This window comes from Virgibacillus halotolerans, from assembly GCF_016908515.1.
In the GTDB taxonomy this organism is placed as follows: Bacteria; Bacillota; Bacilli; order Bacillales; family Amphibacillaceae; genus Virgibacillus_M; species Virgibacillus_M halotolerans.
Window position 1 is genome coordinate 70,201 of sequence record NZ_JAFBEA010000008.1, and the last position, 26,441, is coordinate 96,641.

Annotated in this window: 34 protein-coding genes; 8 read left to right on the forward strand and 26 right to left on the reverse strand. The window is 35.4% G+C overall.

The genetic code is table 11. The features are described from left to right. Positions 1-233 precede the first annotated feature (233 nt). The 12 genes from JOC34_RS16680 to JOC34_RS16730 form a co-directional block, all read right to left on the reverse strand. On the reverse strand, positions 234-746 hold the full coding sequence (locus JOC34_RS16680) for a hypothetical protein (protein ID WP_205137913.1): 513 nt from the start codon (positions 744-746) through the stop codon (positions 234-236). Positions 747-1,223: 477 nt separating this feature from the next. Further along, the gene (fosM, locus tag JOC34_RS16685; RefSeq protein ID WP_205137914.1) at positions 1,224-1,646 is read right to left on the reverse strand and encodes a FosM family fosfomycin resistance protein; all 423 of its coding nucleotides are present in this window, start codon (positions 1,644-1,646) and stop codon (positions 1,224-1,226) included. A gap of 158 nt (positions 1,647-1,804) precedes the next feature. Beyond that, positions 1,805-2,212, reverse strand: coding sequence for a hypothetical protein (locus JOC34_RS16690; RefSeq protein ID WP_205137915.1), 408 nt, complete (start codon positions 2,210-2,212; stop codon positions 1,805-1,807). 248 nt (positions 2,213-2,460) lie between these two features. Continuing rightward, entirely contained in the window at positions 2,461-2,583 is a 123-nt protein-coding gene (locus JOC34_RS22020) for a hypothetical protein (protein ID WP_275577710.1), read from the reverse strand. A gap of 383 nt (positions 2,584-2,966) precedes the next feature. Continuing rightward, complete coding sequence (locus JOC34_RS16695; RefSeq protein WP_205138010.1) at positions 2,967-3,236, reverse strand: YesK family protein; 270 nt, start codon at positions 3,234-3,236, stop codon at positions 2,967-2,969. A gap of 111 nt (positions 3,237-3,347) precedes the next feature. Continuing rightward, positions 3,348-3,668: a hypothetical protein gene (locus JOC34_RS16700; RefSeq protein WP_205137916.1), complete on the reverse strand. Its 321-nt coding sequence runs from the start codon at positions 3,666-3,668 to the stop codon at positions 3,348-3,350. A 138-nt stretch (positions 3,669-3,806) separates the two neighbouring features. Next, positions 3,807-4,310: a DNA topology modulation protein gene (locus tag JOC34_RS16705; RefSeq protein WP_205137917.1), complete on the reverse strand. Its 504-nt coding sequence runs from the start codon at positions 4,308-4,310 to the stop codon at positions 3,807-3,809. 86 nt (positions 4,311-4,396) lie between these two features. After that, positions 4,397-5,155: a class I SAM-dependent methyltransferase gene (locus JOC34_RS16710; protein ID WP_205137918.1), complete on the reverse strand. Its 759-nt coding sequence runs from the start codon at positions 5,153-5,155 to the stop codon at positions 4,397-4,399. A 150-nt stretch (positions 5,156-5,305) separates the two neighbouring features. Then, positions 5,306-5,986, reverse strand: a complete 681-nt coding sequence (locus tag JOC34_RS16715; RefSeq protein WP_239544525.1) for a hypothetical protein — start codon at positions 5,984-5,986, stop codon at positions 5,306-5,308. A gap of 192 nt (positions 5,987-6,178) precedes the next feature. Continuing rightward, positions 6,179-6,418, reverse strand: a complete 240-nt coding sequence (locus JOC34_RS16720; RefSeq protein ID WP_205137920.1) for a hypothetical protein — start codon at positions 6,416-6,418, stop codon at positions 6,179-6,181. A gap of 215 nt (positions 6,419-6,633) precedes the next feature. After that, positions 6,634-7,185 carry a GNAT family N-acetyltransferase gene (locus JOC34_RS16725; protein WP_205137921.1) on the reverse strand — a complete coding sequence of 184 codons (552 nt, stop codon included), beginning with the start codon at positions 7,183-7,185 and terminating at the stop codon, positions 6,634-6,636. Positions 7,186-7,347: 162 nt separating this feature from the next. Further along, positions 7,348-7,878 carry a DinB family protein gene (locus tag JOC34_RS16730; protein ID WP_205137922.1) on the reverse strand — a complete coding sequence of 177 codons (531 nt, stop codon included), beginning with the start codon at positions 7,876-7,878 and terminating at the stop codon, positions 7,348-7,350. Between the two features lie 548 nt (positions 7,879-8,426). Between JOC34_RS16730 and JOC34_RS16735 the strand changes: the two genes are divergently transcribed. Then, complete coding sequence (locus tag JOC34_RS16735) at positions 8,427-9,479, forward strand: YkvI family membrane protein (protein ID WP_205137923.1); 1,053 nt, start codon at positions 8,427-8,429, stop codon at positions 9,477-9,479. 78 nt (positions 9,480-9,557) lie between these two features. Here the strand turns inward: JOC34_RS16735 and JOC34_RS16740 are convergent, their stop codons facing one another. Next, complete coding sequence (locus JOC34_RS16740; protein ID WP_205137924.1) at positions 9,558-10,667, reverse strand: hypothetical protein; 1,110 nt, start codon at positions 10,665-10,667, stop codon at positions 9,558-9,560. Positions 10,668-10,860: 193 nt separating this feature from the next. Continuing rightward, positions 10,861-11,190: a chaperone CsaA gene (csaA, locus tag JOC34_RS16745; RefSeq protein ID WP_205137925.1), complete on the reverse strand. Its 330-nt coding sequence runs from the start codon at positions 11,188-11,190 to the stop codon at positions 10,861-10,863. A 330-nt stretch (positions 11,191-11,520) separates the two neighbouring features. Here csaA and JOC34_RS16750 point away from each other — a divergent pair, with 330 nt between their 5' ends. Further along, positions 11,521-12,018 carry a Dps family protein gene (locus tag JOC34_RS16750; protein WP_205137926.1) on the forward strand — a complete coding sequence of 166 codons (498 nt, stop codon included), beginning with the start codon at positions 11,521-11,523 and terminating at the stop codon, positions 12,016-12,018. Positions 12,019-12,233: 215 nt separating this feature from the next. Further along, the gene (locus JOC34_RS16755) at positions 12,234-12,410 is read left to right on the forward strand and encodes a hypothetical protein (RefSeq protein WP_205137927.1); all 177 of its coding nucleotides are present in this window, start codon (positions 12,234-12,236) and stop codon (positions 12,408-12,410) included. Positions 12,411-12,705: 295 nt separating this feature from the next. Here the strand turns inward: JOC34_RS16755 and JOC34_RS16760 are convergent, their stop codons facing one another. Then, complete coding sequence (locus JOC34_RS16760) at positions 12,706-13,338, reverse strand: LysE family transporter (RefSeq protein WP_205137928.1); 633 nt, start codon at positions 13,336-13,338, stop codon at positions 12,706-12,708. Positions 13,339-13,523: 185 nt separating this feature from the next. Further along, the gene (locus JOC34_RS16765; protein WP_205137929.1) at positions 13,524-14,513 is read right to left on the reverse strand and encodes an aromatic acid exporter family protein; all 990 of its coding nucleotides are present in this window, start codon (positions 14,511-14,513) and stop codon (positions 13,524-13,526) included. A 383-nt stretch (positions 14,514-14,896) separates the two neighbouring features. Here JOC34_RS16765 and JOC34_RS16770 point away from each other — a divergent pair, with 383 nt between their 5' ends. The 3 genes from JOC34_RS16770 to JOC34_RS16780 are packed head-to-tail and all read left to right on the forward strand — an operon-like array spanning position 14,897 to position 16,523. Next, entirely contained in the window at positions 14,897-15,346 is a 450-nt protein-coding gene (locus tag JOC34_RS16770) for a MarR family winged helix-turn-helix transcriptional regulator (RefSeq protein ID WP_205137930.1), read from the forward strand. Between the two features lie 25 nt (positions 15,347-15,371). Further along, positions 15,372-15,890, forward strand: a complete 519-nt coding sequence (paiA, locus tag JOC34_RS16775) for a spermidine/spermine N(1)-acetyltransferase (RefSeq protein WP_205137931.1) — start codon at positions 15,372-15,374, stop codon at positions 15,888-15,890. A 21-nt stretch (positions 15,891-15,911) separates the two neighbouring features. Then, positions 15,912-16,523, forward strand: coding sequence for an FMN-binding negative transcriptional regulator (locus tag JOC34_RS16780; protein WP_205137932.1), 612 nt, complete (start codon positions 15,912-15,914; stop codon positions 16,521-16,523). A gap of 214 nt (positions 16,524-16,737) precedes the next feature. Here JOC34_RS16780 and JOC34_RS16785 read toward each other — a convergent pair whose 3' ends face one another. From JOC34_RS16785 to JOC34_RS16800, 4 genes are all read right to left on the reverse strand, one after another. After that, on the reverse strand, positions 16,738-17,472 hold the full coding sequence (locus JOC34_RS16785) for an aminoglycoside phosphotransferase family protein (RefSeq protein ID WP_205137933.1): 735 nt from the start codon (positions 17,470-17,472) through the stop codon (positions 16,738-16,740). 17 nt (positions 17,473-17,489) lie between these two features. Next, positions 17,490-18,065, reverse strand: a complete 576-nt coding sequence (locus JOC34_RS16790) for a GNAT family N-acetyltransferase (RefSeq protein WP_205137934.1) — start codon at positions 18,063-18,065, stop codon at positions 17,490-17,492. Positions 18,066-18,172: 107 nt separating this feature from the next. After that, the gene (locus JOC34_RS16795) at positions 18,173-19,024 is read right to left on the reverse strand and encodes a DegV family protein (RefSeq protein WP_205137935.1); all 852 of its coding nucleotides are present in this window, start codon (positions 19,022-19,024) and stop codon (positions 18,173-18,175) included. Positions 19,025-19,139: 115 nt separating this feature from the next. Next, positions 19,140-20,948, reverse strand: a complete 1,809-nt coding sequence (locus JOC34_RS16800) for a M3 family oligoendopeptidase (RefSeq protein WP_205137936.1) — start codon at positions 20,946-20,948, stop codon at positions 19,140-19,142. A gap of 272 nt (positions 20,949-21,220) precedes the next feature. Between JOC34_RS16800 and JOC34_RS16805 the strand changes: the two genes are divergently transcribed. Together JOC34_RS16805 and JOC34_RS16810 are read left to right on the forward strand one after the other, a co-directional pair. Next, positions 21,221-21,610, forward strand: a complete 390-nt coding sequence (locus JOC34_RS16805; protein ID WP_205137937.1) for a reverse transcriptase-like protein — start codon at positions 21,221-21,223, stop codon at positions 21,608-21,610. A gap of 127 nt (positions 21,611-21,737) precedes the next feature. Beyond that, a complete protein-coding gene (locus tag JOC34_RS16810; protein ID WP_205137938.1) occupies positions 21,738-22,118 on the forward strand; it encodes an SLAP domain-containing protein in 381 nt (126 codons plus the stop codon). 141 nt (positions 22,119-22,259) lie between these two features. Here the strand turns inward: JOC34_RS16810 and JOC34_RS16815 are convergent, their stop codons facing one another. The 6 genes from JOC34_RS16815 to JOC34_RS16840 all read right to left on the reverse strand — a co-directional run bounded on the left by JOC34_RS16815 (position 22,260) and on the right by JOC34_RS16840 (position 26,341). After that, positions 22,260-22,697 carry a GNAT family N-acetyltransferase gene (locus tag JOC34_RS16815; protein ID WP_205137939.1) on the reverse strand — a complete coding sequence of 146 codons (438 nt, stop codon included), beginning with the start codon at positions 22,695-22,697 and terminating at the stop codon, positions 22,260-22,262. Between the two features lie 21 nt (positions 22,698-22,718). Then, a complete protein-coding gene (locus JOC34_RS16820; protein WP_205138011.1) occupies positions 22,719-23,402 on the reverse strand; it encodes an HAD-IA family hydrolase in 684 nt (227 codons plus the stop codon). A gap of 228 nt (positions 23,403-23,630) precedes the next feature. Beyond that, positions 23,631-24,146, reverse strand: coding sequence for a hypothetical protein (locus JOC34_RS16825; RefSeq protein WP_205137940.1), 516 nt, complete (start codon positions 24,144-24,146; stop codon positions 23,631-23,633). Between the two features lie 183 nt (positions 24,147-24,329). After that, entirely contained in the window at positions 24,330-24,638 is a 309-nt protein-coding gene (locus JOC34_RS16830; protein ID WP_205137941.1) for a PH domain-containing protein, read from the reverse strand. Positions 24,639-24,737: 99 nt separating this feature from the next. Beyond that, complete coding sequence (locus tag JOC34_RS16835) at positions 24,738-25,706, reverse strand: LacI family DNA-binding transcriptional regulator (RefSeq protein ID WP_338062693.1); 969 nt, start codon at positions 25,704-25,706, stop codon at positions 24,738-24,740. Positions 25,707-25,744: 38 nt separating this feature from the next. Beyond that, on the reverse strand, positions 25,745-26,341 hold the full coding sequence (locus JOC34_RS16840) for a hypothetical protein (RefSeq protein ID WP_205137942.1): 597 nt from the start codon (positions 26,339-26,341) through the stop codon (positions 25,745-25,747). Positions 26,342-26,441: the final 100 nt, after the last annotated feature.

The window sequence follows — 26,441 nt, forward strand, 5'->3', positions numbered from 1 at the left end:
ATTTGTAGCATTATGGAGCAAAGTCCATTTGATGCGTAAGCAATAAGAAAATCACGATTATCCAAAATATTCCTTTGTAGGAGACTTCGCTAATACTGCCATAAATTCACCTGGTTTAATCTCTCTACCACAGGAATTACAATTTAACTTTTTCATACAATCACTCCTGACTTTTTTTCATAATGTACTCGATTTTATTCCGTTAAATATCCCTATTGTGGTATAGAATGACTTCACTTTATAGGATCCAACATATCCATTAGGTTCTCTCCATCATAATATCGATCAATTTTTGATCCATCTTCTGTATCTACAATAGTCATCTGCCCCTTTATTTCCACCTCGTCTACCTTTTTTCCGTCTTGATCTGTAAATATCAAAGTGGAAGAATGGTCAAAATAAAGTGATTTTCCTTTTGCTTGATCACGGTCTTCTTTTAGCGCAATATTCTGTACAAAAATCGTGTTATTAAGTCCAAATGCCACTTCCGTTGGTATTAAAAAAAGCCTTTTGCTTGATAGTTCATTAAATCCCTTTTCCGTGAAATACGTTGAAAATTCACTTTGAACCTCAATGAGCTGTTCAGTGCTCATCTCGTTTGCATTCACATTTGGATCGTCAACATTGTATAATTCCTTAATAAATTCCTCTCCAAGTTTCACCGCGTTGTCTTTTTTGCTTTCGCAAGCACTAACCAAGAATAGAAGAGCAATAGAACAACACATTAAAACAAACTCCTTTCGCATATAAACACTCCCCCCTAATTTTATTATGGCTGCACAACAATCTGAACCGATTGAACCATAACCTTTATTCCGTTAAAGCGCCCGTTAGCTTAACACTCATAATCATATAAGTTTTAAGTGATGCGTAGTATTTGGATAAAGCTTTTCTTCGATAATGCCTAGAAACGTAAAACCTGCGTAACCGCCCGAATTTTTATGTAGTAAATACTTAGTCCATAATTACGATTTACTGTTGCAAGATCTGTTACTTAATTATTTACCTTCCAATAAACAACACGCCTTTATCACCTACCCCTAAGTCAGACTATTTCCTACCTCTGGATTCAAGAAACCACGTTTAAAAGGTCGGTCTAGCATGCAGCTATTACCGAATTTCTCAACATTTTTTTGCACTCCGGGTTTATTTACAATACTCACTGCTAAATTCAACACAATAACGATGGCTCTATTATCGCTCCTGTTACTGTAATATTCCTCTTACACATAAAAATCCATATGGGGTTTTTCTTGCTTATAATAATTTAATCTATCCTGCAAAGTACCAGTATGAAATTCGAGTTTATGGCCATCAAGATCAGTGAAATAAATAGATTTTTTATCCTTTTCATCTCTAGGACGACCAGTTAAGATATTTACACCCAATTTCTCTAATTTGTTATATATACTATCAAATTCAGCTTCTTCAACTGAAAAAGCAACATGAGTGTATGATTGCCTGATTTCATTACGAGGAATGTCTCTCTCCAAATTAAGAGCTAGCCACATGCCGTTCAAATCAAAATAAGCAGTGCTTTTTCCTTTAACTAGTAATTTAGCATCAAATACATCTTGATAAAACTTTATGGATTTTTCCAAATTAGAAACAGAAAACAAAAAATGGTTTAGGCCCTTTACAAACAACTACATCACCTCAAAATAATTATTAAACAATATGTCCAGATTCCTTTAAATGGTCCCGATTGTTTCAACATCGGAAATTATTTTTATTCCGGAATCACACTCGTTTGTTTTAAGACTCCTTCTATTTTTCAAAAAGCTATTATTTTTAGTAAATCTATTTAAAGTTCGTCAAAACCGTTCTCATCTGCGCTCTGTACAAAAAGCTCACCCTTTATGGCGCCTAGGCCTATCATTATATACGGGTTATCCTCTTCATTTTTCTTTTCCATCTCATCTATAATAATTTTAGTATCTCCTGAATCTACTACCACATCATCTAGTTCCAATGATTTATCCGCATTTCCAGTTGATACAACAACCATTTTTTTACCTTCTGATATTGTAAATACTTTAAATCCTCTTGTATCAGGGTTATTCTGGAGACCCGCTACATAATCTTCAACTTCTGGTAAATCCCCGACCCTGCTCTTTTCTAAAACCCAGTTGTTTTCAGGTGAATCCCCTCCGCAAGCAGTTAGAACTAAACTGACAGAAATAACTAGAAAAAATAAAGAAAACCTTTTCAATTGTCCTTCCCCCTTTATAAATTGAGTAAATCTCGATCACTAAATAAGAAAATATTATCACATTAATAACTAAGCCAAAGTTGAGACTACTTGGCTTTAAGTTACCTATTGTATAAAAAGCACCTCCTAATTTAATCTATACAACAATCGCGCCGATCGTATTATATGGTCAACCAGTTATTTCTCGTTATGTTTTTTTCCTATTTTTTAAAATAAATACGCGCGTTAGCGAATGTAAACGGCATATATTATTCTTTTTTAGTTTTATTTGAGTCAATTGCTGTTCCAATTGTTATTTCGAAAACCAAACCTATACCAGCTCCAACCGCTAGATAAGTATCCTTTGTTGTTTTTTCATTTTTGCTCTTCATTTACAATCCCCTCTAATATTTTAATTAGCTTTTATTCTTAAACAATCTGCTCCGATTGCTGAACAATTTCTATCTAAAAAATACTCCAATCAATAAACTGATTGCAAAAAGAACATATGCAAGCTGTACAACTATGTACATTGTCAATTCAAATGGTGTAAGTTTCCTTTGTCTTTTAGTTTTATGTAAATGCCGAAAATAGAAAACTGAACTAAAAATGAGCAATACGCTTGCTATTGCATTTAAAATATCCGAAAGAATCAGCATATATACATCTTCCTTCCCCTTACTGTTACGCAATCTGGCCCTATTCTGGCACAATGCTTCTTCAACAACTGCGCCCGATTCTTGAACAAAACAAATAGATGGAAACAAATTAATTGCTAGTTCTTACTAATTGTTTTTTTATTTACTATAACAAGAGACACTACTGCAAGAACAATCAAATAGAAAGCCAAAATCCCATAGGCGGAACCTTCAAATCCCCTAATATTTACTAAACCAATATAGAACAGAATAATTGAAGCGATAACTGTAAATATTCCTGGCATTATTCGTACAAATAAAGAAAAGTTCATTTTCTTGAACCACCACGTAACCAATAATATAACAATCCCCGGTATAAGTGACATTAGCAAAGGTCCTAAAAGCATCAATAATAACTACCCCTTTTTTTGTAATACCTTGTTCTGCAAAATGACCCGATTCTTGAAGCCATATTGTGGCAAATACTTATTCAGTTCATACCCTTTTCTGGAAGATAGCTATTTACTAATAACTTTCTCCTTTTTGCTATAAATTTCATAAGCAAAATATCCAAATAATAATCCTATCCCAGGTCCCCATACAATTGTAGATAGTAGGGGAATCGGGAAAATTATGCTTAGGAGTACAGCAACAGCACAACCAATCATCATTCCGAATGGTATTAAACTATCTAATAAATTTTGAGCACCTTTTGATTTTTTCTTACCAAGGGTACCTTTCTTATATTTATTTTTCATTCTTAAAACTACAAATACCGCAATCGCACCCACTATTACAACAGGTAGTACAGTACGCACAATTTCCAAAGTTATGCTCATATTATAACCCTCTTTTTTCGCTTTTAAGTTGATTCAATTTTAACATAACTCATTCCATAAAATGGACCTATATGTAATTTGTGCATTTTTCCTTATTAAGAAAAAGCACCCACTTAAGGAATGAATTGTAAAAATTCATTACAATTCTTCTAAAAACTTTTGAATTTGTTTAGGCGTTCTTAAAATAATGATTTGTTTTTCTTTAGATAATCGCTCTAGCTTCTTCAAAGTTTCCGGTCTTTTTGTCTTCGGATAATTCCATATCCATTTTAGAAAGCCGAAGTCAAACCTTTCCTCGCAACCAGCTCCCATATCTGGTCTGGTTTTATTTCTGTATTGCAACATTCTTTTAAAAGCACGATAAACACAGATTGTTTTATTGACATCAAGGAATATTATTGTATCTGCTGCATTAAGCCTTATATCAATCGTTCCACCATAATTTCCATCAATAATCCACTTTTCTTTTTTTACTAATTCATATTGAACTTTTCTCTGTTCATCCTTTGTGACTCCAACCCAATTTGGCTTCCAAAATAATGCATCAAGGTGATATACATTTAATTTAAGCTTATTCCCTAATTGCCTGGCTAATGTCGATTTCCCTGAGCCACCTGAACCAATGAGGATAATTTTTCTCATAAGAACCTCCTTTTAAAACAACCTGGCCCTTATACGTAAAACGAGCGCAGAACTTTATTCCATTAATGCGCCCATTTTCGGATGATTTATTTATTCGCAACAGCTTCAAATGTTATTGTCTGGGTTGAATTTGTAGGATACTTTCCGTGCTTGTAGTCTGATGAGATAATTATATCTTCGAAACCAATCTGTTCGAGGATCATTTTAAACTCTTCAATTCCATACCAACGAAGTGGAAATCGTTCTAGTTCTGTCTGTGTTAATTCGCCATTATTCCATTTTTCGTACCGGTTATGAGATATTGTATATTGACTGACATAATCGACTTCAACTATCTTACTTTCCAGTGTGATCATCCTATCATTCTGGACTTCCCAAGTTCTAGTCGATACATCACCAACCGTCAAGTCAGTTTGCATAAAGATGTCTATGATGAGCTTGCCACCGTCAGAAAGATGATTATAGAAATTTCTTAAAGCATTAAGAGAATCTTCCCTTTTATGTAGCAACAAAAATGTTCCAGTTGGTACGATGATAGCTTCATATTTCGTTTCCAATGAAACTGATTCCATTTTTCCTTCAAATAGCTTTGGATTCAACCCTCTTTTTTCACAATTATTTCGGCATATTTTTAACATTTCATCGGAAACATCGAAGCCATCAACTTTCAGACCTTTTTCCAATAGCGGAATAAGAATGCGCCCCGTACCTACTCCGGGTTCGAGAATATTACCTGTACAAGATGCTAATCTGGCGCTATAAAATTCGACATCTCCAAATGATAGACCAACATACTTGTCTATATCATATACCTCCGAAGAGAGCTTACTATAATAACCCAACATATAATTATCTCCTTCTTTCGTTAAACCTGTTTTTAATCTGCTTTAACGTTATTCTGCAAAAACGCCCATTTGCGGGTTGTTTTTTATTGTTCAATTAAATGGCCCGAGTTATAAAGAGCACTCTCTAATTCCATTAGCGCGTCCGATTGCTTAACTCTGAACATTTATTTTTTCAATTAACTTTATAATTTCTTCATCATCACCCGGATCAATGTAAACCTCCTCTGTGTTTTCAATGATATCCCCTGTATATTCTTCCATAGATTCATCTATCTGTTTGTAACTAGGCCAATGTGAAGGAACATTATATAAATTAATCGTACCATCCTCGTTACCGCTATAAGTTACTACGCCAACTGCCATACTTTTACCATCTAATGCAATAACGTCTTCTGGATAATTGACGCTGTCATCATCATAGGGATTGACTTGTTCACTGACCGAAATATGTCTGACATTTAGTTCTCCTATATCTTTATTCCCTACAATTTGTAACCAAACACGAGCGTATTCGATTTCTTCAGTCGAATACTCAGATAGCCCTTCACTCTCTTCGCTTTCGGATTGGCCATTTGTATTTTCGCTATCTTCTTGTGAAGGAGATTTGCCAGAATCATCCGTATCAGATTCCTCCGACTCTGAATCGTCTTCTTTTTTATCTGTTTGCTTATTTTCTTTTATATCATTATCTTTTTCTGATTGAGCAGCAGAGAGGTTCCCAGGTGAACTGTCTGTTTTATTACTGTTTTCACCTTGATTATCATCACTACACCCCATAAGCAATAATGCTGTGGTAAATAAAACCGCGATTGATACTAGTGTTTTTTTCATAAAAAATCCCCTGTCGCATTTGAATACTGTACATACTCTTAGGCATTTCATATCGTTAACTCAAGAAGGAAATTCACTCACCATACTCTTCCAATATTTTTCATTAGATTATATATTTAAGAAAACTGGGTTATCATCGCTACAGGAGTGCACTTTCTTGTTAAAGAAAAGCGCCAATTAGTTGAACTAAAGCTATTGATTACAACCACATTCATATTTTTTAAATTTATATTCTTTGTACAATATGAACTCTCCAGGGTCACTTGCATCTGATTCATAGACCTTTACGATGGGAGCAACATCCATTTTTGCAAATTCCCTTATTTGCTTATCCATATCAATAGATAAGTCTAAATGATATTCATTCATGTATTCATATAGATTATTATGTTCGCAAACATCATATGTTACTGCAATATAATATTGTCCCATCACATCACCCCAAATTCACATAATAGCTCTATTAAGCCTTCTCCACCTTTTGCATCCGTTAATTTAAAAAGAAATATTGGCTTCATGAGAAAAGTTCGCACTTGCCCACTCACCCTCGCTCTTGAAGTCGTGTCGACCAAATCTAAGAATGCACCATCACCATTGGAGCGAATGGCTATTTCCCATGTAAGTTTATATGGTTAATAAGAACTGAGTTAAGTATCCGTTAGATTCCATTCTTCTTTTAATAAACCATAAATAACTCTATCCTGATATTCACCATTTAAGTATTCATAATTACGAATAATGCCTTCCTGTTTAAAGCCAAGTCTTTCCGGTATTGCCCTACTCTTTAAGTTTTTGCTTGCAATGTTAATTTCAACTTTTCTCAAATCTAAATCATTAAATGCGTGGTTAATAAATTGTTTTACTGCCTTTGTTGCCAGACCTTTACCTGTGAATCTATCTCCCAGCCAGTAACCAATTTCAGTTTTTTTGGCACTCCAATCAATATATAAGAATCCTATGGAACCAGTAATACTGCCATTATGCCAAATACCTGCCCAATATCCATTATTATCGGATAGTCTTTTTAAAGATTTTTCTATGAATGTTACTGAATCATCAACTTTTATTGTTTTCTTAGGAAAAGAAAGCCATTTCCCTATACTTTCACGACTGTTATCTATTACTTGATACAATTCCTTTGCGTGCCTCGGTTCTAATATAGAAAGATGATTCTCTGAATCAATATTTACTTTAAACATTTCTTCCCCCCTATAGTCAAAAATCCAGTTATCCCCACTTCGGCTTACGATTGTTCGACTAAAGCACCCGCTAATTGAGGCCTGCAATATGTAATAAGTATCTTTAACACAAGATTGTCGTGTTATTTTACGCTAGTCACCATGGAAGAATGATGATGACGATCACCTTTCTATATTGCTGTTATTACGCACTTTCAATGCCGCCCCTTTTTCTTTCAAAAACCCATCAATTTGCTGCTTATGATGATTATCATGCCATATAAACGTCGCTATATAATTAAAAATGGAATGTGGGTAGCCTGAATACTGATCCACTTCTTCCCCATTCAATGAAAATGTAGCAAAAAATTCTTCCTCATTCTTTTTCCTTAATTCAGATACAAGCAGCGTTCTTTCTTCTAGCTGTTTATGAAGTAAATGCTGCTGAGATACTCCAGATAATGCGTAATTTGCTGCTTGATTGTTCAGTGTGTCAAAATCAATACTTTCGATGACAGCATTTATTTTCATTTGCGGCAACGTTTCTTCACGTATGTATTTATCCCAAAATGATATATGACTGATAATCTCAGCAGTAGACCATTTCCCTTCAGCAATTGGCTTAAAGAAAAGAGTTTCCTCCATTATCTTTAACGAAGTTACATAGCAATTAAAGTTTTCAAAGTCATGAATTAGATCTTCTTTTTTGTACATTGATATCTCCCATTCGTTTATTATTGTTCATTACAACAGAACTAAGGTTACGCTTTCATCTCAAATTAATTTCAAATATTCAATATTTTAAAAGTTGTTACAGTCAGTTCTGATTGAATTTCACTTAAATAAGTACAACAAGTATAACATTTGTAATTTAAAATACGTATCGCTATTTAAATTAATCACCTAGATATGTAAGGGGTAAGGTGGTAATCTACCTATCATTTACTGGGTGATTCCTATCACTCAGCCGTAAAAAGCATGTCAACGTTGGCACAATTATGATGAATTTTTCTCTGCTCTTTTATGTCCCTTCTTCTAGTTGATATACTTTCACCCTACGTTTCGTACGATCAATCTCTTGGTTAACACCTTCTTCCATATCATCAGGATTCATTTCGTTTCCCCCCCCCTTTTTTCAAGTTTATCATGTTTTCATGATTCACTTAACTCCAATTTCTGAAATTAACTTTAGAGTTCATATGGAAAATGCTTGTCTTTTCTTCCGTTGATGATCATATACATGGGTCTAGGGGGAATGATGGATGAAACAGTGGACATCGATATTGCTTGTTGCAGCAACATATATAGGGACGGTTGTTGGGGCGGGTTTTGCTACTGGAAAGGAAATTGTAACATTCTTTAGCCAATTTGGAGCGGTCGGAACAATTGGCGTTGTTATTAGCTGTTATTTGTTAATCCTGTTTGGAACGAAAATAATGATTATTTCAGCACGTATTGAAGCCTATTCCTATAAAGAATTTAATGCATATTTATTTGGTCATAAGTGGGGGAAATTGGTTAATGTTATTATTTTTATCATTGTTATTTCAGTAACTTCTGTTATGCTATCCGGAGCCGGGGCAGTTTTTCAAGAGCAATTAGGGGTTCCACACCAAATAGGGATCATCTCCACACTTGTGCTTTGCTATCTTGTTGTGTTGAATGGACTAAAGGGGCTATTTGCGATTAATGCTTACATTGTTCCTTTAATCATTCTCTTCGGTTTATTTGTTTTTATTTCGGTATTTGATGATCAACCATTTCAATTGCTAGGATCTATTTTATTTGATACATTGCCCGATCATCTGTTTTGGATCACCTCGCCATTTACATATGCATCTTTTAATATTGTCACTGCAATGGTTGTCCTTGTGCCTTTAGGTAAGGAAATAAAAGATGAACATGTACTAAAATGGGGCGGGTTTCTCGGGGGACTTGGTTTATTTCTTATTTTGTTACTCAGTCATTTATCATTATCTGTACACCCAGAAAGTTTCTTATTCGAAATTCCCATGGCAGAGATTGTGAAGCAATTCGGGAGTATGATTCACATTTTATTTTTACTTGTCATTTATGGGGAGATTTTTAACACGGTTGTGGCCAATGTGTATGGGGTAACACGACAATTAAGTGGCAGTTTCCAGCTGAAATATAAACATGCAGTACTGATTATATTACTGATCGTCTTTTTCATTAGTCAGATTGGCTATGGACAATTACTCTCTGTACTATATCCACTATTTGGTTATCTTGGATTGTTCTTTTTAGGCGTATTGTTCATGAAGAGAATGCCTGATCATTCAGGGAAAAAATAAAGTAATATAGCACAGTAGTTAAAATAGGAGGCATCTGGGGCGTTGCTAGCCCCAACATTGCTACCTCTCTGCCCAGCTCTATTGATAATTGATAATAGCGGGGGCAGGATCAAGTTTTAAAACTTCTTCTGGTGAGAGAAGGGGTTCATCGTTCTTGTAAAATAGTTTGAAGCCGCCATACTGAATTGGCTGATCGCGTACTAATTTTCCATATGCGCTCATTTTGTCTGCCGAATCACCAAACCCATCATAGTTTAATGGCACTTCAACATGTTTCGTAGGTTTTATTTGATCCTTGTTTTTCACAATGCCATTTCCAAATTGATGGACAAGTACCATTTTATCAGGCAAATTATTTTCTACTACCATCTTGTCTACATATTCGACAGCTTCCTGCACGTCTGCTCCATCAACTTCTCCTAGGTCTTCACCAGGGATTTCGCCTTCTTCAACACTATATTCCGTGTCAATCGCCAAATGGACAAATGGCAATTTCAAGTAAGGCTCAATTTCTTTCAGTTCATCCATGACGTTCGCCTGTCCCAATTGAATGTCCAATAGCAATAATGCATCATTTTCTTTTGCCAGCTCCGCATATTCTTCTATTACTTCCTTCGAGGGTTTACTGACGTATAAGTTATCAGGCCCCGGCGTGCGCTGTGCAATGGTCGCTATTAATTCAATCATTGGTACAGCTGGTCGATCAGGGTCAGCTTTTGAATAGGCTGCGGTCTGCGCTTTCAACTTTTTCATCATTTCTTCAGGAGGGTCCTCTCCTAGAATACCCATATCCTCGGACTTCGGCGTGCCATAGAAAGCAACCAGTCTGTTATTTTTCAACGGACCATTTGTGTGATCCGCTTTACCTTGTTCTAAAGTTTGACCAAGTGGAACTGACCTTTTGACTTCCTCTCCAAGGGCTTCTTTCTTTGGCATCCGTTCATTTTCTTCGTCTGAATCATTCTCTCCTAAAGCTTTCGCATTTCCCGGTGGCTCAATCGCTTTAAAAGGTTTCATTGGTAATTGCTTATGCCTGCTTGTTTCTTCCTCCGTTTTATCACGATCAATAGACTTACTTGCTATTGTAGAATGCTTGCGCGCAACATGGTCACCCTGGGTTGTTGTACTACATGCTGCCACTGTCATTATCCCCATCATAAGAAAGAGGATGGCCATACGTTTAAGCATATTTTTTCACTCCCGTACAGTTTATTTAGGACTGCTTGTCTAGTAACATCAATATGTATGTATTTCATATCTCTGCTAAAAGGTATATTTCCCATGTGGCCTGTTTTTAAACTTTACGACGGGACGTAATAATAATGCTTCAGTGTATGTCCGTATTCTCTTTAGTAGCTTCTTTATCCTAAATAATAGCAACTCACGAGATTTTTGTACCATTTTCCACCGGGGCATCCGGCCCTAAAAGCACAACATCATCATCTTCTTGAACGCCGCCGATGACCAATACTTCAGATTTAAAACCTGCAATACGCATCGGCGGAAAATTTACGACTGCCACGACTTGCCGTCCGATTAGCTGTTCCGGTTCGTATCTTTTCGTGATCTGGGCTGATGAGCACTTCACCCCCATCTCTCCAAGGTCAATTTCTAATTTAATAGCAGGCTTGCGCGCCTCAGGAAAAGGTTCTGCTTTCGTTACAGTTCCGATACGTATATCCAACTTATTAAAATCATCAATCGTTATCATGATAACGCCTCCATTTCAATTGAATTAACCTTATAACATTTTTATACCGAATTCAATGAATCATGCGCATAGCAAAGCGTTATCTTAAGTAGTAAGTAGTTCACACAGGCTTCATTTGTTTAACATGTGTCCGAAATTCCACATGAAATCATTGCGTTGTGATCAGTCTATACGCATTGCTTGCTTCTTATATTCAAGTTAGCTTATGATAGAAGTGGAGGATCTGCCAAGCTTTCCCTTTTATTAGGAAAGTGTACCGATGGCAGTATAAGTGAAAGTCACTGACTTCCTCCGCCGGAAGATTGATATTAAAAAATGGAGGTATGACAAATGACAGTAACCCATTTTCAAGAAAAAGGAAAAAAGACTGCTTCATTCGTAGTAAATCAGTTAGTCGCAAATCAGGGAGTCCTTTTTATCAAACTGCATCAATACCATTGGTATGTCCAAGGACCACATTTTTTCACGCTCCATGGAAAGTTTGAGGAGCTGTACAATGAGACCAACGAATACTTTGACGCCTTCGCAGAACGATTGATTGCAAAAGGGAAGAAGCCTTTTTCCACTTTGGTTGAATATCTAGATCATGCATCGATTTCCGAAAAGAAGTATGATGAAAAAATCTCGGCGGAAGAAATGGTGCGTAATCTAATAAATGACTATCATACAATCGAAGAGCTTACCGTTAAAGGAATAAGCTTGGCCGGTGAAGAAAATGATACAGTAACAGAAGATATGCTGATAGCATACAAGGAAGACATTGATAAAACGATTTGGATGCTACAGGCCTATCTTGGTAACGATGCACGTCAGGGAGAAAACAAGTAACATTCACTCCCACTTTCCTCACCTGAAGAAAAACGGGAACGCGGACGTGGATTCCTGAGTATATCTTGCTATGATTTGAATCCCCTGCCTTAGAAAATTCCCGTGTTTCTTCAATATACAGTGAGGGAGGTTTCTCCTTAAAAATCTTAATATTATGTTTTTTGTGATTTAAAACTCACTAAATACAAATAATACCTAGAGGGGAGGAATTAGATATGACCAATCACGGCAGAGAAAAAATTCAAATTGACAAGAAAAAAGAAATGCGAACAAAGGAAATATCAAAAATGATTGGCGAAGGTGGATTAGGGGCTGATAAGTATTATGATATCAAAAAAAGCACTTCGTCCCCCCGAAAAAGAAACAGAATTCCCAAAAAACAGCGAAAATGATGAAGAAGTCCAATAGGGAACCCACTCACATTATAATTTTCATGACAGAAGAATAGCAAAAAAACAAATAACTATAAACCCTCAGCTTACTACAATAAAATTAATGCGTATACCACAAAATGGCTCTTTAAAATAGTAGCGGGCGCAGTCTCATTTCAGGTTTGCGCCCGATTGCTTAACATTTAAGATTTCATTCCTTCTGTGAAATGATCTGAAAGTGTATCGTCTAAATAATCTTGAAGCATGTTCTTTATTTGTAAATATCATCCTCTTCAAAAGCACTGATCACAGTAAATTATATGATTCTTCTTATTGCTGATACAAATTCATATACGAAATACCCTGCAAACCCGATTAAAATAATTCCCGCGATGATAGATATCCATCTTATCATCGTGTGGCTCATTACTTTTCTTGTGAATGAAATAATGGTTAGTAGGCCAATATCATGCATTAAGATACCTACCAAAATACCCGCCCCGACGATAAAAAAGTTGGATGAGTGATCCGCGTCATAAGAATCAGAAAGCACAGCGCCAAAAACAGAAATCCAAAATACAAGATTCCCTGGTGATATCGCCACAAGCAAACCATTGCGATAGGAAGTGAAACATGATTGATTGGATTTTTCACCAGCTAATGCAATGTCCTGATCCGCATTTTTGATAGAATCATAACCTAAAAATGCTAAAAATCCCGCACCAATAAGCCACATCGGTATTTGAATGTATGGTATCGCAAGTACGGAAGCCAGCCCCATATATAATGCAATAATTAATAGGAAATCAACTGTCATTCCACCTAGGCCAACAGACCACCCGTGCATAAAACCCTTTTTCAAACCTTGTTTCGTCATTTCCACTGTGATTGCTCCCACAGGCATCGCAATTGCAAGACCTGCTAAAACATATGTAAAAAACAAGCCCAATAATATACACTTCTTTCCTATTTGATCCCTTCCTACGTCCGTGTTCTATATAGTAACATAAAATTACACGAATTAGGCATAGACATACAATTATATTGATAATTATGCAAAAAATCCACCACTGAGGTCTAATTGCTATAGATCCGGATCAATGCATTTAGTGAAAAGGTAGGAAAGGTTCTCCATTAACTTCGAGAACGTTTCCCACCTTTTCTATTTACTTTTTTCCAGAGCTTTTTCTTGATGTTCAGGTAATTTTCCATTTCAAAAATTAAATAGAATAGATTCGCCCTAATTTCGAATTCTTCCCTTGTCTTTGGCAACTCTGTCTCGCGGACTGTCGCCTTCAATTCCTCTAACCTATTTAGCGAAATACTTGTTGTATTTCCAGAATGAACATTTTGGCTTAAATATGCCAGGAACGCAGCAAACATTTCTTTCTGTTTTACATCTTGTTCCGATAAAGAGACAATGGCAACGATTTTCACCATATGTTTTATCAGTTCCAGTTGATCCTTTCGCATTTCCAAATAATAATAATCATTATTTAGGTTTCTTAATAGATGATTTTCTACATCTTGTATGGCAATACCTTTGGATTGATTAATGATTTCTTCCACTTCAATAATTTCTTTCCCATCCCAGTCTCGCTTACTATCCCTTAAATATGCAGAGAACTCATAAAGAATCACACCAAATTTATGTTCAATTTTCTTCTTATGCGTTTCTATATCTCTTTGGAGATTTGGCATGAAACTATTGACGAGCAAAGCGATTCCCATGCCTATGATAATAATATAGAGCTCGTTCAAGAAGATATCCAAGCTGGCATCCTTTACGATATAAATATGTAAAACAACCACCATACTTGTGACAAAACCGGCCTGTATACGAATCAACATAAGGATTGGTATAAACAGTAAAATAAAGAAAGAAAAGACGATGGGATAATAACCAAATACTTCAAAAAACACGGCCCCAAGGATTAAGGATAAAAGGGATGCGAAGAACTTTTCTTTCATTGTAATTAATGTCTTTTTCTTCGTTTGCTCGATACACATAATGACGATAATGGCTGCAAATGTTGCAAATTCCAAGTTGAATAAGTCCGCAATCCATATTGCTAGCCCTGCTCCTACAGCTGTCTTTATCGTCCGATAGCCCATGCCAATCATTTCTAAGCACCATCCTATTGTTTACTACTAACGGGTTCCTCCCCGTTACTTTCCTTCAAGTACTACTAAAAATCAAGTATGACTCCTACATCACCAATCCGCACGCTATTTGCTTTTAAATCTTCAGAAGCATCATTTCCCAAACATATTTATCAAACAATACTTTTCAAGCATATTTTATTATACCATCACACTAACTTCCCGCAATCATCCCCTTCCCATTTCTTTCAACGTCCAATAAGAATTCAAACATTTTTTTCATTCTCTTTGAATATCTCATTCAGTTGTTTTTATTTATGTTGTAAATGCAACTAAAATAAGTTATATTTAATGTGTGTAATTTCATTGCATTTGCAACAATATATATTGAGGAGTTAATTGACATGGAGATTCTTCGTGAAATTGGAATGATAGCTAGAGCATTAGATTCTATAAGTAATATAGAATTTAGAGCGTATGATCTTACAAAAGGGCAGTATTTATACATTGTTCGAATATGTGAAAACCCAGGGATCATTCAAGAAAAATTAGCTGAGATGATAAAAGTAGATCGAACAACTGCTGCACGTGCTATAAAAAAACTTGAAACGAATGGCTTTATTGAAAAAAAAGAAGATAAACATAACAAAAAAATAAAAAAACTCTTTCCAACAGAAAAAGGGGAAAATGTTTATCCTTTTATAAAAAGAGAAAATGATTATTCCAATCTCGTTGCATTAGAGGGACTTTCCGAAAGAGAAGCAGAAATCCTTTTTAATCTTCTTCAAAGCGTAAGAACAAATATAGATAAAGACTGGGAATTTGTAAAAAAGGGAAACAAGAGAAATTATTGATGATATAAAGGAGTGACATATCTAAATGACTATAAATTTAAAAAAGTGTACCATTGAAGACTTACGCAAACTTCGAGAAATTAGTTATCAAACATTTGATGAGACATTTAAGGACCAGAATTCACCCGAAAATATGAAAACCTATCTAGAACAGGCATTTAACTTAAAACAATTAGAAAAAGAATTATCTAACGTTTCTTCCCAATTCTTTTTTGTTTACTACAACGATGAAGTTGCTGGATATTTAAAGGTCAATATCAATGATGCTCAGTCCGAAGAAATGGGTGATGAATCACTCGAAATGGAGAGGATTTATATAAAGAACAAATTTCAAAGACACGGTCTTGGTAAATATCTGCTTGATAAAGCTATGAAAATGGTAATGGACCATGATAAAAAGAAAATCTGGCTAGGCGTATGGGAAAAAAATGAAAATGCGATTGCTTTCTATAAGAAAATGGGGTTTGTTCATACTGGAAGCCATGCTTTTTATATGGGTGATGAAGAACAAATAGACCTCATCATGATAAAAACACTTAAATAATCTTTTGAAAGGTGGATTTTTATGTATACCCCTAAACATTATAAAGTCACAGACTTTGAAGAAATTAGAGAGTTTATTCAGAATAACGCTTTTGGCACAATTGTAACAACAAAACAAGGAAAGCCTATTGCCACTCATTTACCTCTAGAGTTACATAAACAAGAAGATGATTACTATATAACAGGACATTTTGCTTATGCGAATCCTCAATGGAAAACATTCGAGGATGATAATGAAAACGTCCTTGTAATGTATCAAGGTCCGCACGCCTATATTTCATCTTCTTGGTATACATCTGAGAATGTACCAACTTGGAATTATCAATCTGTCCATATATATGGAATAGCTAGTATAATGAGTGAACAAGAATTGCAAGAAGACCTTAAACAATTATTACAAAAGTATGAAAACCATCGCAAGAAACCAGCTTTATGGGAGAACCTTTCTTCTCAAACTAAAAAACAAATCAAAGGTATTGTTGGGTTTAAAATTAAAATACAAGAAGTTCAAGCTGCTTATAAATTAAGCCAAAATCGAAATGAAGCAGACTATCAAAACATCATTGATAAACTATATGAGGAAAAAGATTTAAATTCTCAACAATTAGCTGATGTGATGAAAAATAGAAAGTAATTTGGTTAATTCTCAGATAACTAGAATGTGAAGAAGTGCGCTTAAAGTAACTTGCATTTAATGGAATAAGCTAATCTAAAAAGTCGAATCCTTGGAGTACGAGAATTCGACTTTTTAGGTTAAAATTCACTTCGTGTTTCAAGAAATATTAGCGTTAACCGAAGCCCCAAATAACTCCTCCCTTCTTTCCACCTTTTTAAAATACCGATATGACCTATTCGTTAGGGCATTCACCTGCTCTAGCCGATATAATAATAGATAGATAATCTTGTACGCTTTCTCTGGTAACATTCATTTGCATAAGATATAAATCAGTCAATGTTTTCTTAAGCCGCAAAAGCTTCTTTTTATCGCCCACTTTCGCTGAAACAGGTGTATATTCTACCAAAAACACAGTTCTTGCCACATCATACAGAAAATCTCCATGACAAACATTCATGAAATCTATTACCATTGTATGTTCATTTGATATTAAAATATTGCCTGGATGAAAATCTCCATGACAAAGTGTATCACCATCCCGCAATTTTTTTATTTTTTTTAATGCTACCTCTTGCTCCTTTAAATTAGCCGATGGTACTTTCAATATATTGTGTTTTAAAAACGCTTTGTAATTTTGCACGTTAGTAATTCTGTTCTGGGCTATTGCCTTATGTAGTTTTGCCATATACACCGCGCATCCCTGTACGTCTCTTATTCTTATGACCCAATTCAACAGAGATTCACCCTCTACCCGATCGTAGACAATACCCATCCGCTTTTCGTAAGAAATTATTTCATATGTCTTTGGTACTTCAAAATTTAAGCCCTCCATTGACCTTGCATTGTAGAATTCTTTTTCTACATCTTCTATTGGATAGCCATGATAAAAAAGTTTAAGGACCTTATCTTCTTCCCATTCATATACAGTTGCAGTATTACCTGTACCAATTATTTTTCCATACCTCATTTATGTCCCGCTACCTTTCAATCCTTATCTTTACGCAATTTATCAAATTCTTGCTTTAACAAGGCGTACATATATAAGTCATCAAATTTATCACGAGTGAACTCATAGCTCTTTAATAACCCTTCCCTAAGAAAACCTTGTTTTTCCGCTAATCTTTGTGACGATATATTAAGCGGTTCAATTAAAGCTTCCATCCTTTGTATGTTCATGGATTCAAATCCATACCTTACAATAGCTTCTAATGCCTCACTAGCTATACCCTTCCCCCAGTAATTTCTATGTAACTCATAGCCAATTTCAGTTCGATAATGCCGAGAAACCATATTAAAAAAACCACAACTACCAATAACCTCATTTTTCCCTTTTAATGTAATTCCCCATCTGATGCCAGTTCTTTTATTTCTTATCGATCGATACCATGATATTTCGCTTAAAGCTTCCTTTATTGTTTTAAATGGCTCTAAACCATAATATTTCATTACTTCTTTATCAGACAAATATATCAAGATACTGCTTGCGTCGTCTTTTTCAATTTGCCTTAACACCAATCTATTCGTTTCGAGTACTGGAAATGCACCTACATCTTTCGCCAAAATAAGTTGCTCCCTTTTCGAATTTTTCAATTATTTTTCATGCCCTCATACCGATTTATTCTAGTTAGACAGCATATCTATTCTATAATATAACATTTTCATAACCGCTAAACTTCTAATCCCGCAATCCCGAATCCTCCTGGACCAGCATGGGTGGAAATCATAGCGCCAGCTTGAATCCATATTACATTCTTGAATCCATTTATTTTAGCGATTTCATCCATCCGTCGTTTGATACTTTCATCAAGTCCGATTGAGTATTGCAAATAAAGCTGTTCTCTATCTATATCGTATTGATTTAAATAATCTTGCATAAGTTTTTCTATAACGCCACTCATTTTCCCTCGATATTTTTTAGTCGAAACAAGATTTCCTTCAATCAATTCAATGCGTGGCTTTATTTTTAATAAAATTCCGCCTAGATATGCCACATTGCTTACTCGTCCACCCGCTTTTAAAAAGTCTAAACTGCCCGGAACGAAAGCCAGCCTTGATTTAGGAATGATTGCTTCTATTTTTTCCACTAAGGTAGCTGGGGCGATCGTAGGTTCTTTTTCTAACAAGTTAACAGCATACATCACAATAGCAGTTAATCCACCTGTAACGTTCAAAGCGTCAATGAGAAAAAGATCTTCAAAATTTTCTGCTGCGATTGTTGCATTGTGAAAGGATGAAGATGCCTTTGACGTATACCCAATATGAACAATGATACAATCAGGGTAATCTTCCTTTATCTTCGTAAAAAAACCTTGATACTCATGGGAATTAGTAGACGTTGTAGAGGGTATCTTTTTTGTACGCTCATAGTAGTCATATATATCCTTTACTGGTAACGAACCATCTAAATAATCCTTCCCGTCCATGATAACGTGCATCGGAACCACTTGAACATCATATTTGTCAGCTAAATCTTGCGGTATATCCGCGCCACTCTCTGTCGATAAAATAATCCTTCTCATTGTTTATCCCCTTTTAAAATGAACTAATTACCCTTTTAGCTACTGTAACTTAAAAATGGTACTCACCCGCCATACATCATGATACGAACGGATAAGTACCCTATTTACTTCGTCATTATTTTTTTATTTCATTTGTCAAACGGATAAATTCTTCCGCATCTTTTGCCATTAATTGAATGCCAGCTGTCCAAAAATCTTGTTTCGTTAAATCAACGCCTAGGTGCTTTTCAGCTAAGCTTTCCACTTTCATCGAACCTGTATCTTTGAGTAAGGCAATATATTTATCCTCGAAGCCTTCAGGATGTTTTAAGTATTCCGCATAAATACCCAAGCTAAACAAATAGCCAAACGTATACGGGTAATTATAGAACGGTACACTATCGATGAAGAAGTGTAATTTGCTGCTCCAGAAATGCGGATGATAACTGGATAAACTGTCACCATACGCTTCTTTTTGTGCTTGAACCATCAATTCATTCAATCTTTTTTCTGAAACAATCCCTTTTGCACGTTCCTCGTAGAAAGCATTTTCAAATAAAAATCGCGCATGAATATTTAAGAACATGGCCGTAGCACCTTCCAGCTTGGAGCCTAAAAGAGCGACTTTATCTTCTGTTGATTTTGCATTGTCTACTGTTGCATTACCTATAATCGTTTCCGCGAAAGTACTCGCTGTCTCCGCAACATTCATCGCATACCCGCGATTTAAATTCGGTAAATCCTTCATGACATGGCTGTGGAAAGCATGACCTAACTCATGTGCTAAGGTGCTTGTATCATTTGGCGATCCGGTAAATGTCATAAAGATCCGTGATTCTTCAAATTCCGGTAGCCCTGTACAATATCCGCCTGGTCTTTTATTCGGGCGATCCTCAGCCTCTACCCAACGATTTTCAAGGGCGTGTTTGGCAAAGCCAGATAATTTCGGACCAAAGGAGGCAAAATGATCAATCACAAAATCACATGCTTCATCATAAGTGAAACGAGTCGGTTTCACATCACCAATTGCAATAGGGGCATCCACATCTTGCCAGCCTAGTTTTTCCATACCAAATAGGTTCGCCTTTTGCTGCAGGAAATCTAGGAAAGGCTGTTTATTATTCGCAACAGCAGACCACATCGCATCAAGCGTTTCTTTGGACATACGGTTATATTCAAGTGGCTCATCCAAATGGTTATCGCGCTGATGCGCATTTTGTAACGTAATCCGGTATCCAGCCAAATGATTGATCGTATCAGCAAAGACTGGTGCATTTTTTGCCCATGCAGCTTCCCAGTTTTCAAAAATCTGCTTCCGAACCTCAGGATCTGGATCTGCATACATCCGGTTCATTGCTTGTCCGACAGATAGTTCAGTCGTTGTTCCATCCTCATCTGTAAACGGAATCGTCATGATGGAAACAACGGTATCATATAAATTACTCCATGCAGCCAAACCATCTTTATTTAGTTCTGCAATCAGTTTTTCTTCTTCCTCCGATAAAAGACGTTTCCCTTGGTCACGTATCTCATTCAATGCAAAGGAAATTTCCTTTAACCCTTGATCTGCTAACAGCTTTTGCCAATCGCTTTCGGAAATGGCAACAAGCTTTTTCGTAAAGGTATTCGATAGTTTTTGCACTTCACTATATATATCCATTACTTGACCCATCATCACGTTCGCGTGTTCGTCATCCATGTATGCGTCGTGCCACATTTGTACAAAAGTAGCCGCTTGGCCTAATCCTTTGCCGATCGTTTCTTGTGTTTGCAAAATGTTTTTAAAAGTTTTTACTGACTGATCCACTGTAAAATCCCATTCATTCAATAAATGTTGGTATGTCTTGATTTCTTCTTGAATCGCTTCCAATTTCGTTTTTAATTCCTGGGAGTTCGTACCTCCAGGAAAAATACTTTCTAAATCCCAAGTGTCTACATATTTCACTTTGCTCCACGCTCCATCAAAAGTTATTCTTTACTTTCGTTTATCTATTCATATTAGCATAAAAGATAAAATATTATTAATAGTAAACCCTATCGGATTATAGAGTTAACCAGAAATTACTGGTTGATCTTATTTCATATAGTCTTATTATAACATTGTAGCCAGCTGGGGGAGAACAGGAGCTAGTCCTGAATGTGACAGACAACCTGAAAATTGATACGATATAATCAAATTTATTATTTCTGATCACATGATAAAGGAGGGCTAAAGCATTGATTGAAGTTTACACAGATGGGGCATCGAGTGGTAATCCAGGTGTTAGTGGCGCTGGCGTTTATATAAAAGCAAATGGTAAAATAAATGAATACACTTTTCCATTAGGTATACTCTCCAATCATGAGGCTGAATTTCAAGCTATTATTAAGGCACTTGAAATTTGTAAAAAGTGTTTCCCAGATGAAATATTATCATTTCGATCTGATTCTCGCGTGGCGGTAGATGTGATCGAAAAAGGCTTTACCAAAAATCAGACCTTTCTACCCTTACTAGAGAAAATCAAAGTAGGCGCAGACTCCTTTCCATACTTTTTTATCAAATGGATACCTGAAAAAATGAATAGACATGCGGATCATTTAGCAAAAAAGGCCATTCACATGCAATAAGAATGGAAAACAGGTCAATTGTAGATTAGACGCAAAAAAATAGACTGACTTGGCTCCAATGACATATGGAGAAACGATAAGCTTTATAATCACTTCAAAGACTACTACGATATGGGGTATAAAATGAATGCAAAAACTTACATTTCAATCGGCATGGGAAAAAACAATAGCTGAACAAGATCGAGAAAAAATTAAACAAGCTTTTCTGAATGTGCGTTTATCAGTTGGCAAAGATATTCAATTCACTTCACTTTGGCAGACAAAAAATCATCGAGGAGAACTATTAGTCGCTGTCCTTATCCACAATACCAGTGAACAAGATTTTCAATTCAGTGATCAAAAAATGAGATATAAAACAAATGGTAAGACCTTAGCAGATCATACCTTCTCACCACTCATTATCGTTGAAAAACAAACCAGTATGCCATGGACATTTATTTTTCCTGTTGGTCGTTTTGACAACACTAATCATTTCGAGGATGGAGAACTATATCTGGTAGGGAAGTAGAGATGAAATCAGACCCACCATTGCCGTTGTTCAAATAATGCACCAGCTAGTTCAACGAAGTTCAATCTAACAGGGCTAACTTTCACTTTATCCCCATAGATTTCTTTGTTCAACTAGCCTGTTAACGAAAGAACCAGTTTGCTATAACGGTAAACTCATAGAAACTGTTCTTATGTTAAAGCCCATTTTTTGGTAAAGTTTAATGGCTTGATTCTCTGCAAATGCACTTAGACGGACCTCAGCGTATCCATCCTGTCTTAGATGGTCAATGGCAGTGCTCATTAAATGTTTTGAAATTCCGTTCCCCCTAAATTCTTCTAAGACAAATAGTTCATAAATAAATCCACTTATCTTATCAGTAAATTGATCTTTACTTGTTCCTATAAGAATCCAGCCCATTAATTTATCATCCTCTACTGCTATTAAATAATAGCTCCCCTTTTCCAGTAGTGGTGTAACAAGTTGGTTGATTTTTTCATTTGTAGGTTTTACCTCACCTAAAGTGCCATCAAATAAAGCCTCTGGAGAAAATAACATAATCTTTTGAAGTTCCGAATCGTTAGGTTTTCTAATATCCATTTATAAAGTCGCATCCTTTCTCTAGCCATTTATAATATTATAGTTGCTTAATTTATCTATAATTAAAGGTACTTCCTCTAAATCATCCACTATGAAATCTGCTTTAACGTTATTCCATTGATAATCTTGTTTCCATACACCTTCCATACCTACATTTTGAGCGGCCCTTACATCCTTTTCCGGATGATCGCCTACAAATATACTTTCGGACGGTAAAACATTAAGTTGTTTCAGGGCCTTTTGAAATATTTGGGGTTCAGGTTTTTTCATCCCTTCCCATTCAGATATAAGAATTGTTTTAAAATATTTTTCAATACCTAAAGCCTTAACATTATCCATTTGGAACTTCCCTTTTCCATTAGTAATCATTCCAAGAACAATATTATTATTCTTTAACGCTTCTAAAGTACTAATGAGGTTAGAGAAAGGAACACAACTATCTTTAAATTGACTGATATAGTCTTGCAGTAGTTCTTCCCACGTCAAACCTGTAATATCAAATTCATCTACTAACTGTTGATACACTTTATCCTTCCAAACATAACCCCTATTATCAAGTTCAATAAACCTTGATGTGTATTTATCTTTTTGAATATGATTCAACCATTTATTTTGTCGCTGGTATTGCTTTTCAATAAAAACTTTTACTGACGCATCTCGGTTTAGCAAAGTTCCATCTAAATCAAATAAAACAGCTTTTATAATATTCATCCACTCCCACAGAAACAGGTAATAACTTTTGATTTCTATATTTATATGACAACTACTGCGTTAATTGAACAAGTCTGCAATCCCTTATTTAAGTAAAGTACCCGGTAGTGCAACAAGCTTAACAAAAACTTTTTCCAACTGAATTACTGCTTTAGCTCAAAAAGAACTGGCTGAAATTCACAATGTCTTTTCCGCTCTGCACCAGATAGTTAACGAAAGAATTTATTTCATCGAGTTAGCTACTTCAACTAAATCATCTTTCGTAACCTTGGCTTCATTTAAGTCGGGTACAATAAAAGATAACTCTTGATGGTTTTCATTTTCATCCACCCATCTTATAGCATACTCATCTATAACTTTTGCTTTTATTCCGTTATCTAACGTAACAGTTTTACCACGCTTCTCATTTGCGAAATCTGCATCGCCATACATCGTGTTGAGAACTAAGTGATAACCCGTATTTTCCCCTTCATAAATGAAGGTAGTATTAATAATATTTCCAGTCGGGTCATTCATTGGTTCACTTGTATAACTGAAATTAATCACACTGTATGACTCAGGAAGTTTTGATGGAACTACTAAGCTTTTTCTAAAATCTTCGGGTAGTTCCTCAATCTCTTGTTTAATCGTTTCCGGATAATTTGAAATAACCTCTTGTGAAGAATTTGTATCATTAGAACAAGCAGCCAGAATTCCACTAATAATTATTACCAAAAGTGATAGCAATATTTTCTTCAAGATAAACGCTCCTTAAATGCGTAATAAGCATCTTTCGTATCCTCCAGGAATTCACCATTGGATTATAAACGAAAAAATCCAAATAATATAAGTAAGCCTGAAGCGTTAATGGTAAAAATATGACGCTTTAATTCAGTAGATATGTGTATTGGAATAAAGCTATTATGAAAAACGAACCATCATTTACATAACTAATTGACTAATTTGTTCAAATAACTGTTTGTCATTCCCATCATTAATCAGTTTTGCTTGAATCGATATATCATGATGAAACATTAACAATGAATGACGTATATCTACCTTGATAATATCTTTGTATTTATATCCTTTTGTTTCTTCACACCCAAAAGGATATCTGGTATACAGAACTAATCGTCTGTTCGTTGCAAACAGTTCACCAAATCTATATTCTATCCCTGTGCTTTCATTTATCTCAAATGTCCCCCTCACCTTTCCTTTAATGATTTCATCAGAAAAAATTATTGAACCCATATTTTCATCTCCTCACCTTGATTTCAAAGTCTTTTAGCTTGCCATAATCAAAGTTTAAATGATGAAAACAATTTCATATCAAGGTCTTTTTTCATCTTTTTAAAGGGTGGTGACTGTGTTACGTTTTATGAGTTGAAATGGGATTTTAATTTTTTCATCCAGATGATTATAAAAAAGGTGGAAGGCCTGTTCTCCAGTCTTTTTGTTATGCAGGTCTACCGTTGTTAAATCAAGTGCTTCAGATAGCGGAGAATTATCAAATCCAATAATGGATAACTCACTAGGAATGGCTATACCATGAACTTTTGCTTGCACAATCATTCCGGCAGCTACTTCGTCTCCATTTGCTAAAATGACTGTTGGGAAGTTCCCTTCACGATACAGATTTTCTAGCACTTGTTTGCCATCATCCATCGTAAAACAATCTTCAAACACCCAAGATTTTGATACACCTTGGTTAACCTTCTTAAGGGACGCTTCGAAAGCGGAAAGGCGCATTTTACTGCTAAAACTACCACTTCTTCCTGTACAATATCCTATGTTTCGATGTCCTTTAGCTATGACATAGTCTAGAACTGACATAAAGGTCTCATAATAATCCGGATAAACACATGGTAATTCTTCTACATATTCACAACTAATGATAGGGCCATAATCCGTATATGGAAGTATAGTTTCCCAATCGTTAGCATGAGAGCATATGATTAAACCATCCAATTGTTTTCTCTTGAGCATTAATAAGTATTTTAACTCTTCTTCTTTATTATAATTTGTAGCACAGCAAAGAACGGAATACTTGTTTTCAAATGCTTTTTCCATAATTCCCCCAACCACGGATTGAAAATATGGATGATCAATATATGGAATGATTACCCCCAGAGTCAATGTTTCCCCTTTAACTAAATGAACTGCTGGTAAATTTTGCTGATAATCAAGATCTTTAATAATCTTTTTCACCTTTGTTCTTTTTTCCTCGTTCACATAAGGCTGATCATTTAATACTCTTGAAACGGTCGTAATGGAAACCCCGGCTAATTTGGCTATATCTTTAATTGTTGATATTTGAATTCACTCCAATTATAGGTGATACATATTTCTTCTTAATTTCATATTTCGACATGATTTACTTTATTCCTGCCTTCCTTCACCATTACATGTTCACTTAAAATACTGGTCAACTTCTTTTTCATTTCAATGGAAGTAACAACACAGCTTATGGGAAGTCCCCTTGTCTGAATCCTCAATTCGTAACCATCATTTGCTTCTTTCGAAAACCCATAATATTTATGATTTATATCCATAGGCACAAAATGAAAAGATTTAATTTTTTTCCAAGGGATAAATCGATTTCCACTTAACAAACCGTCCTCTACCACCGCAAACAGATTTAGGAGGTTATAAGAATTCGCTATTGGTAGAAATAACAACAGGTACAATGACCAACCAAATAGTTGGAAAAATGCTCCTAACAAAAACATCACAATTACAAAAAGAAGCATGGAAGAATAAATAATGATTCCAACTTTTTGCTTAGAATATGTCGGGAAATCTACAAGTTTATCAGGGTGTTTTCTGATGACCGCAATTTCCTCATGCGTTACAGGTAAAATAACTTTTTGTTTCATCTTTATCAACACTTGAATAAACTTATAGCTGAAGTATCCGATGAAAATAAAAAATAATACATCCATAAATAATTTCAATCAAATCACCTCATTCCCTATTAATCGATGAGAACTTCAATCGATTTCCTCTATATACTGGCCTTAATAATTTATCATTGATTTCAACGCTAGCACCAGA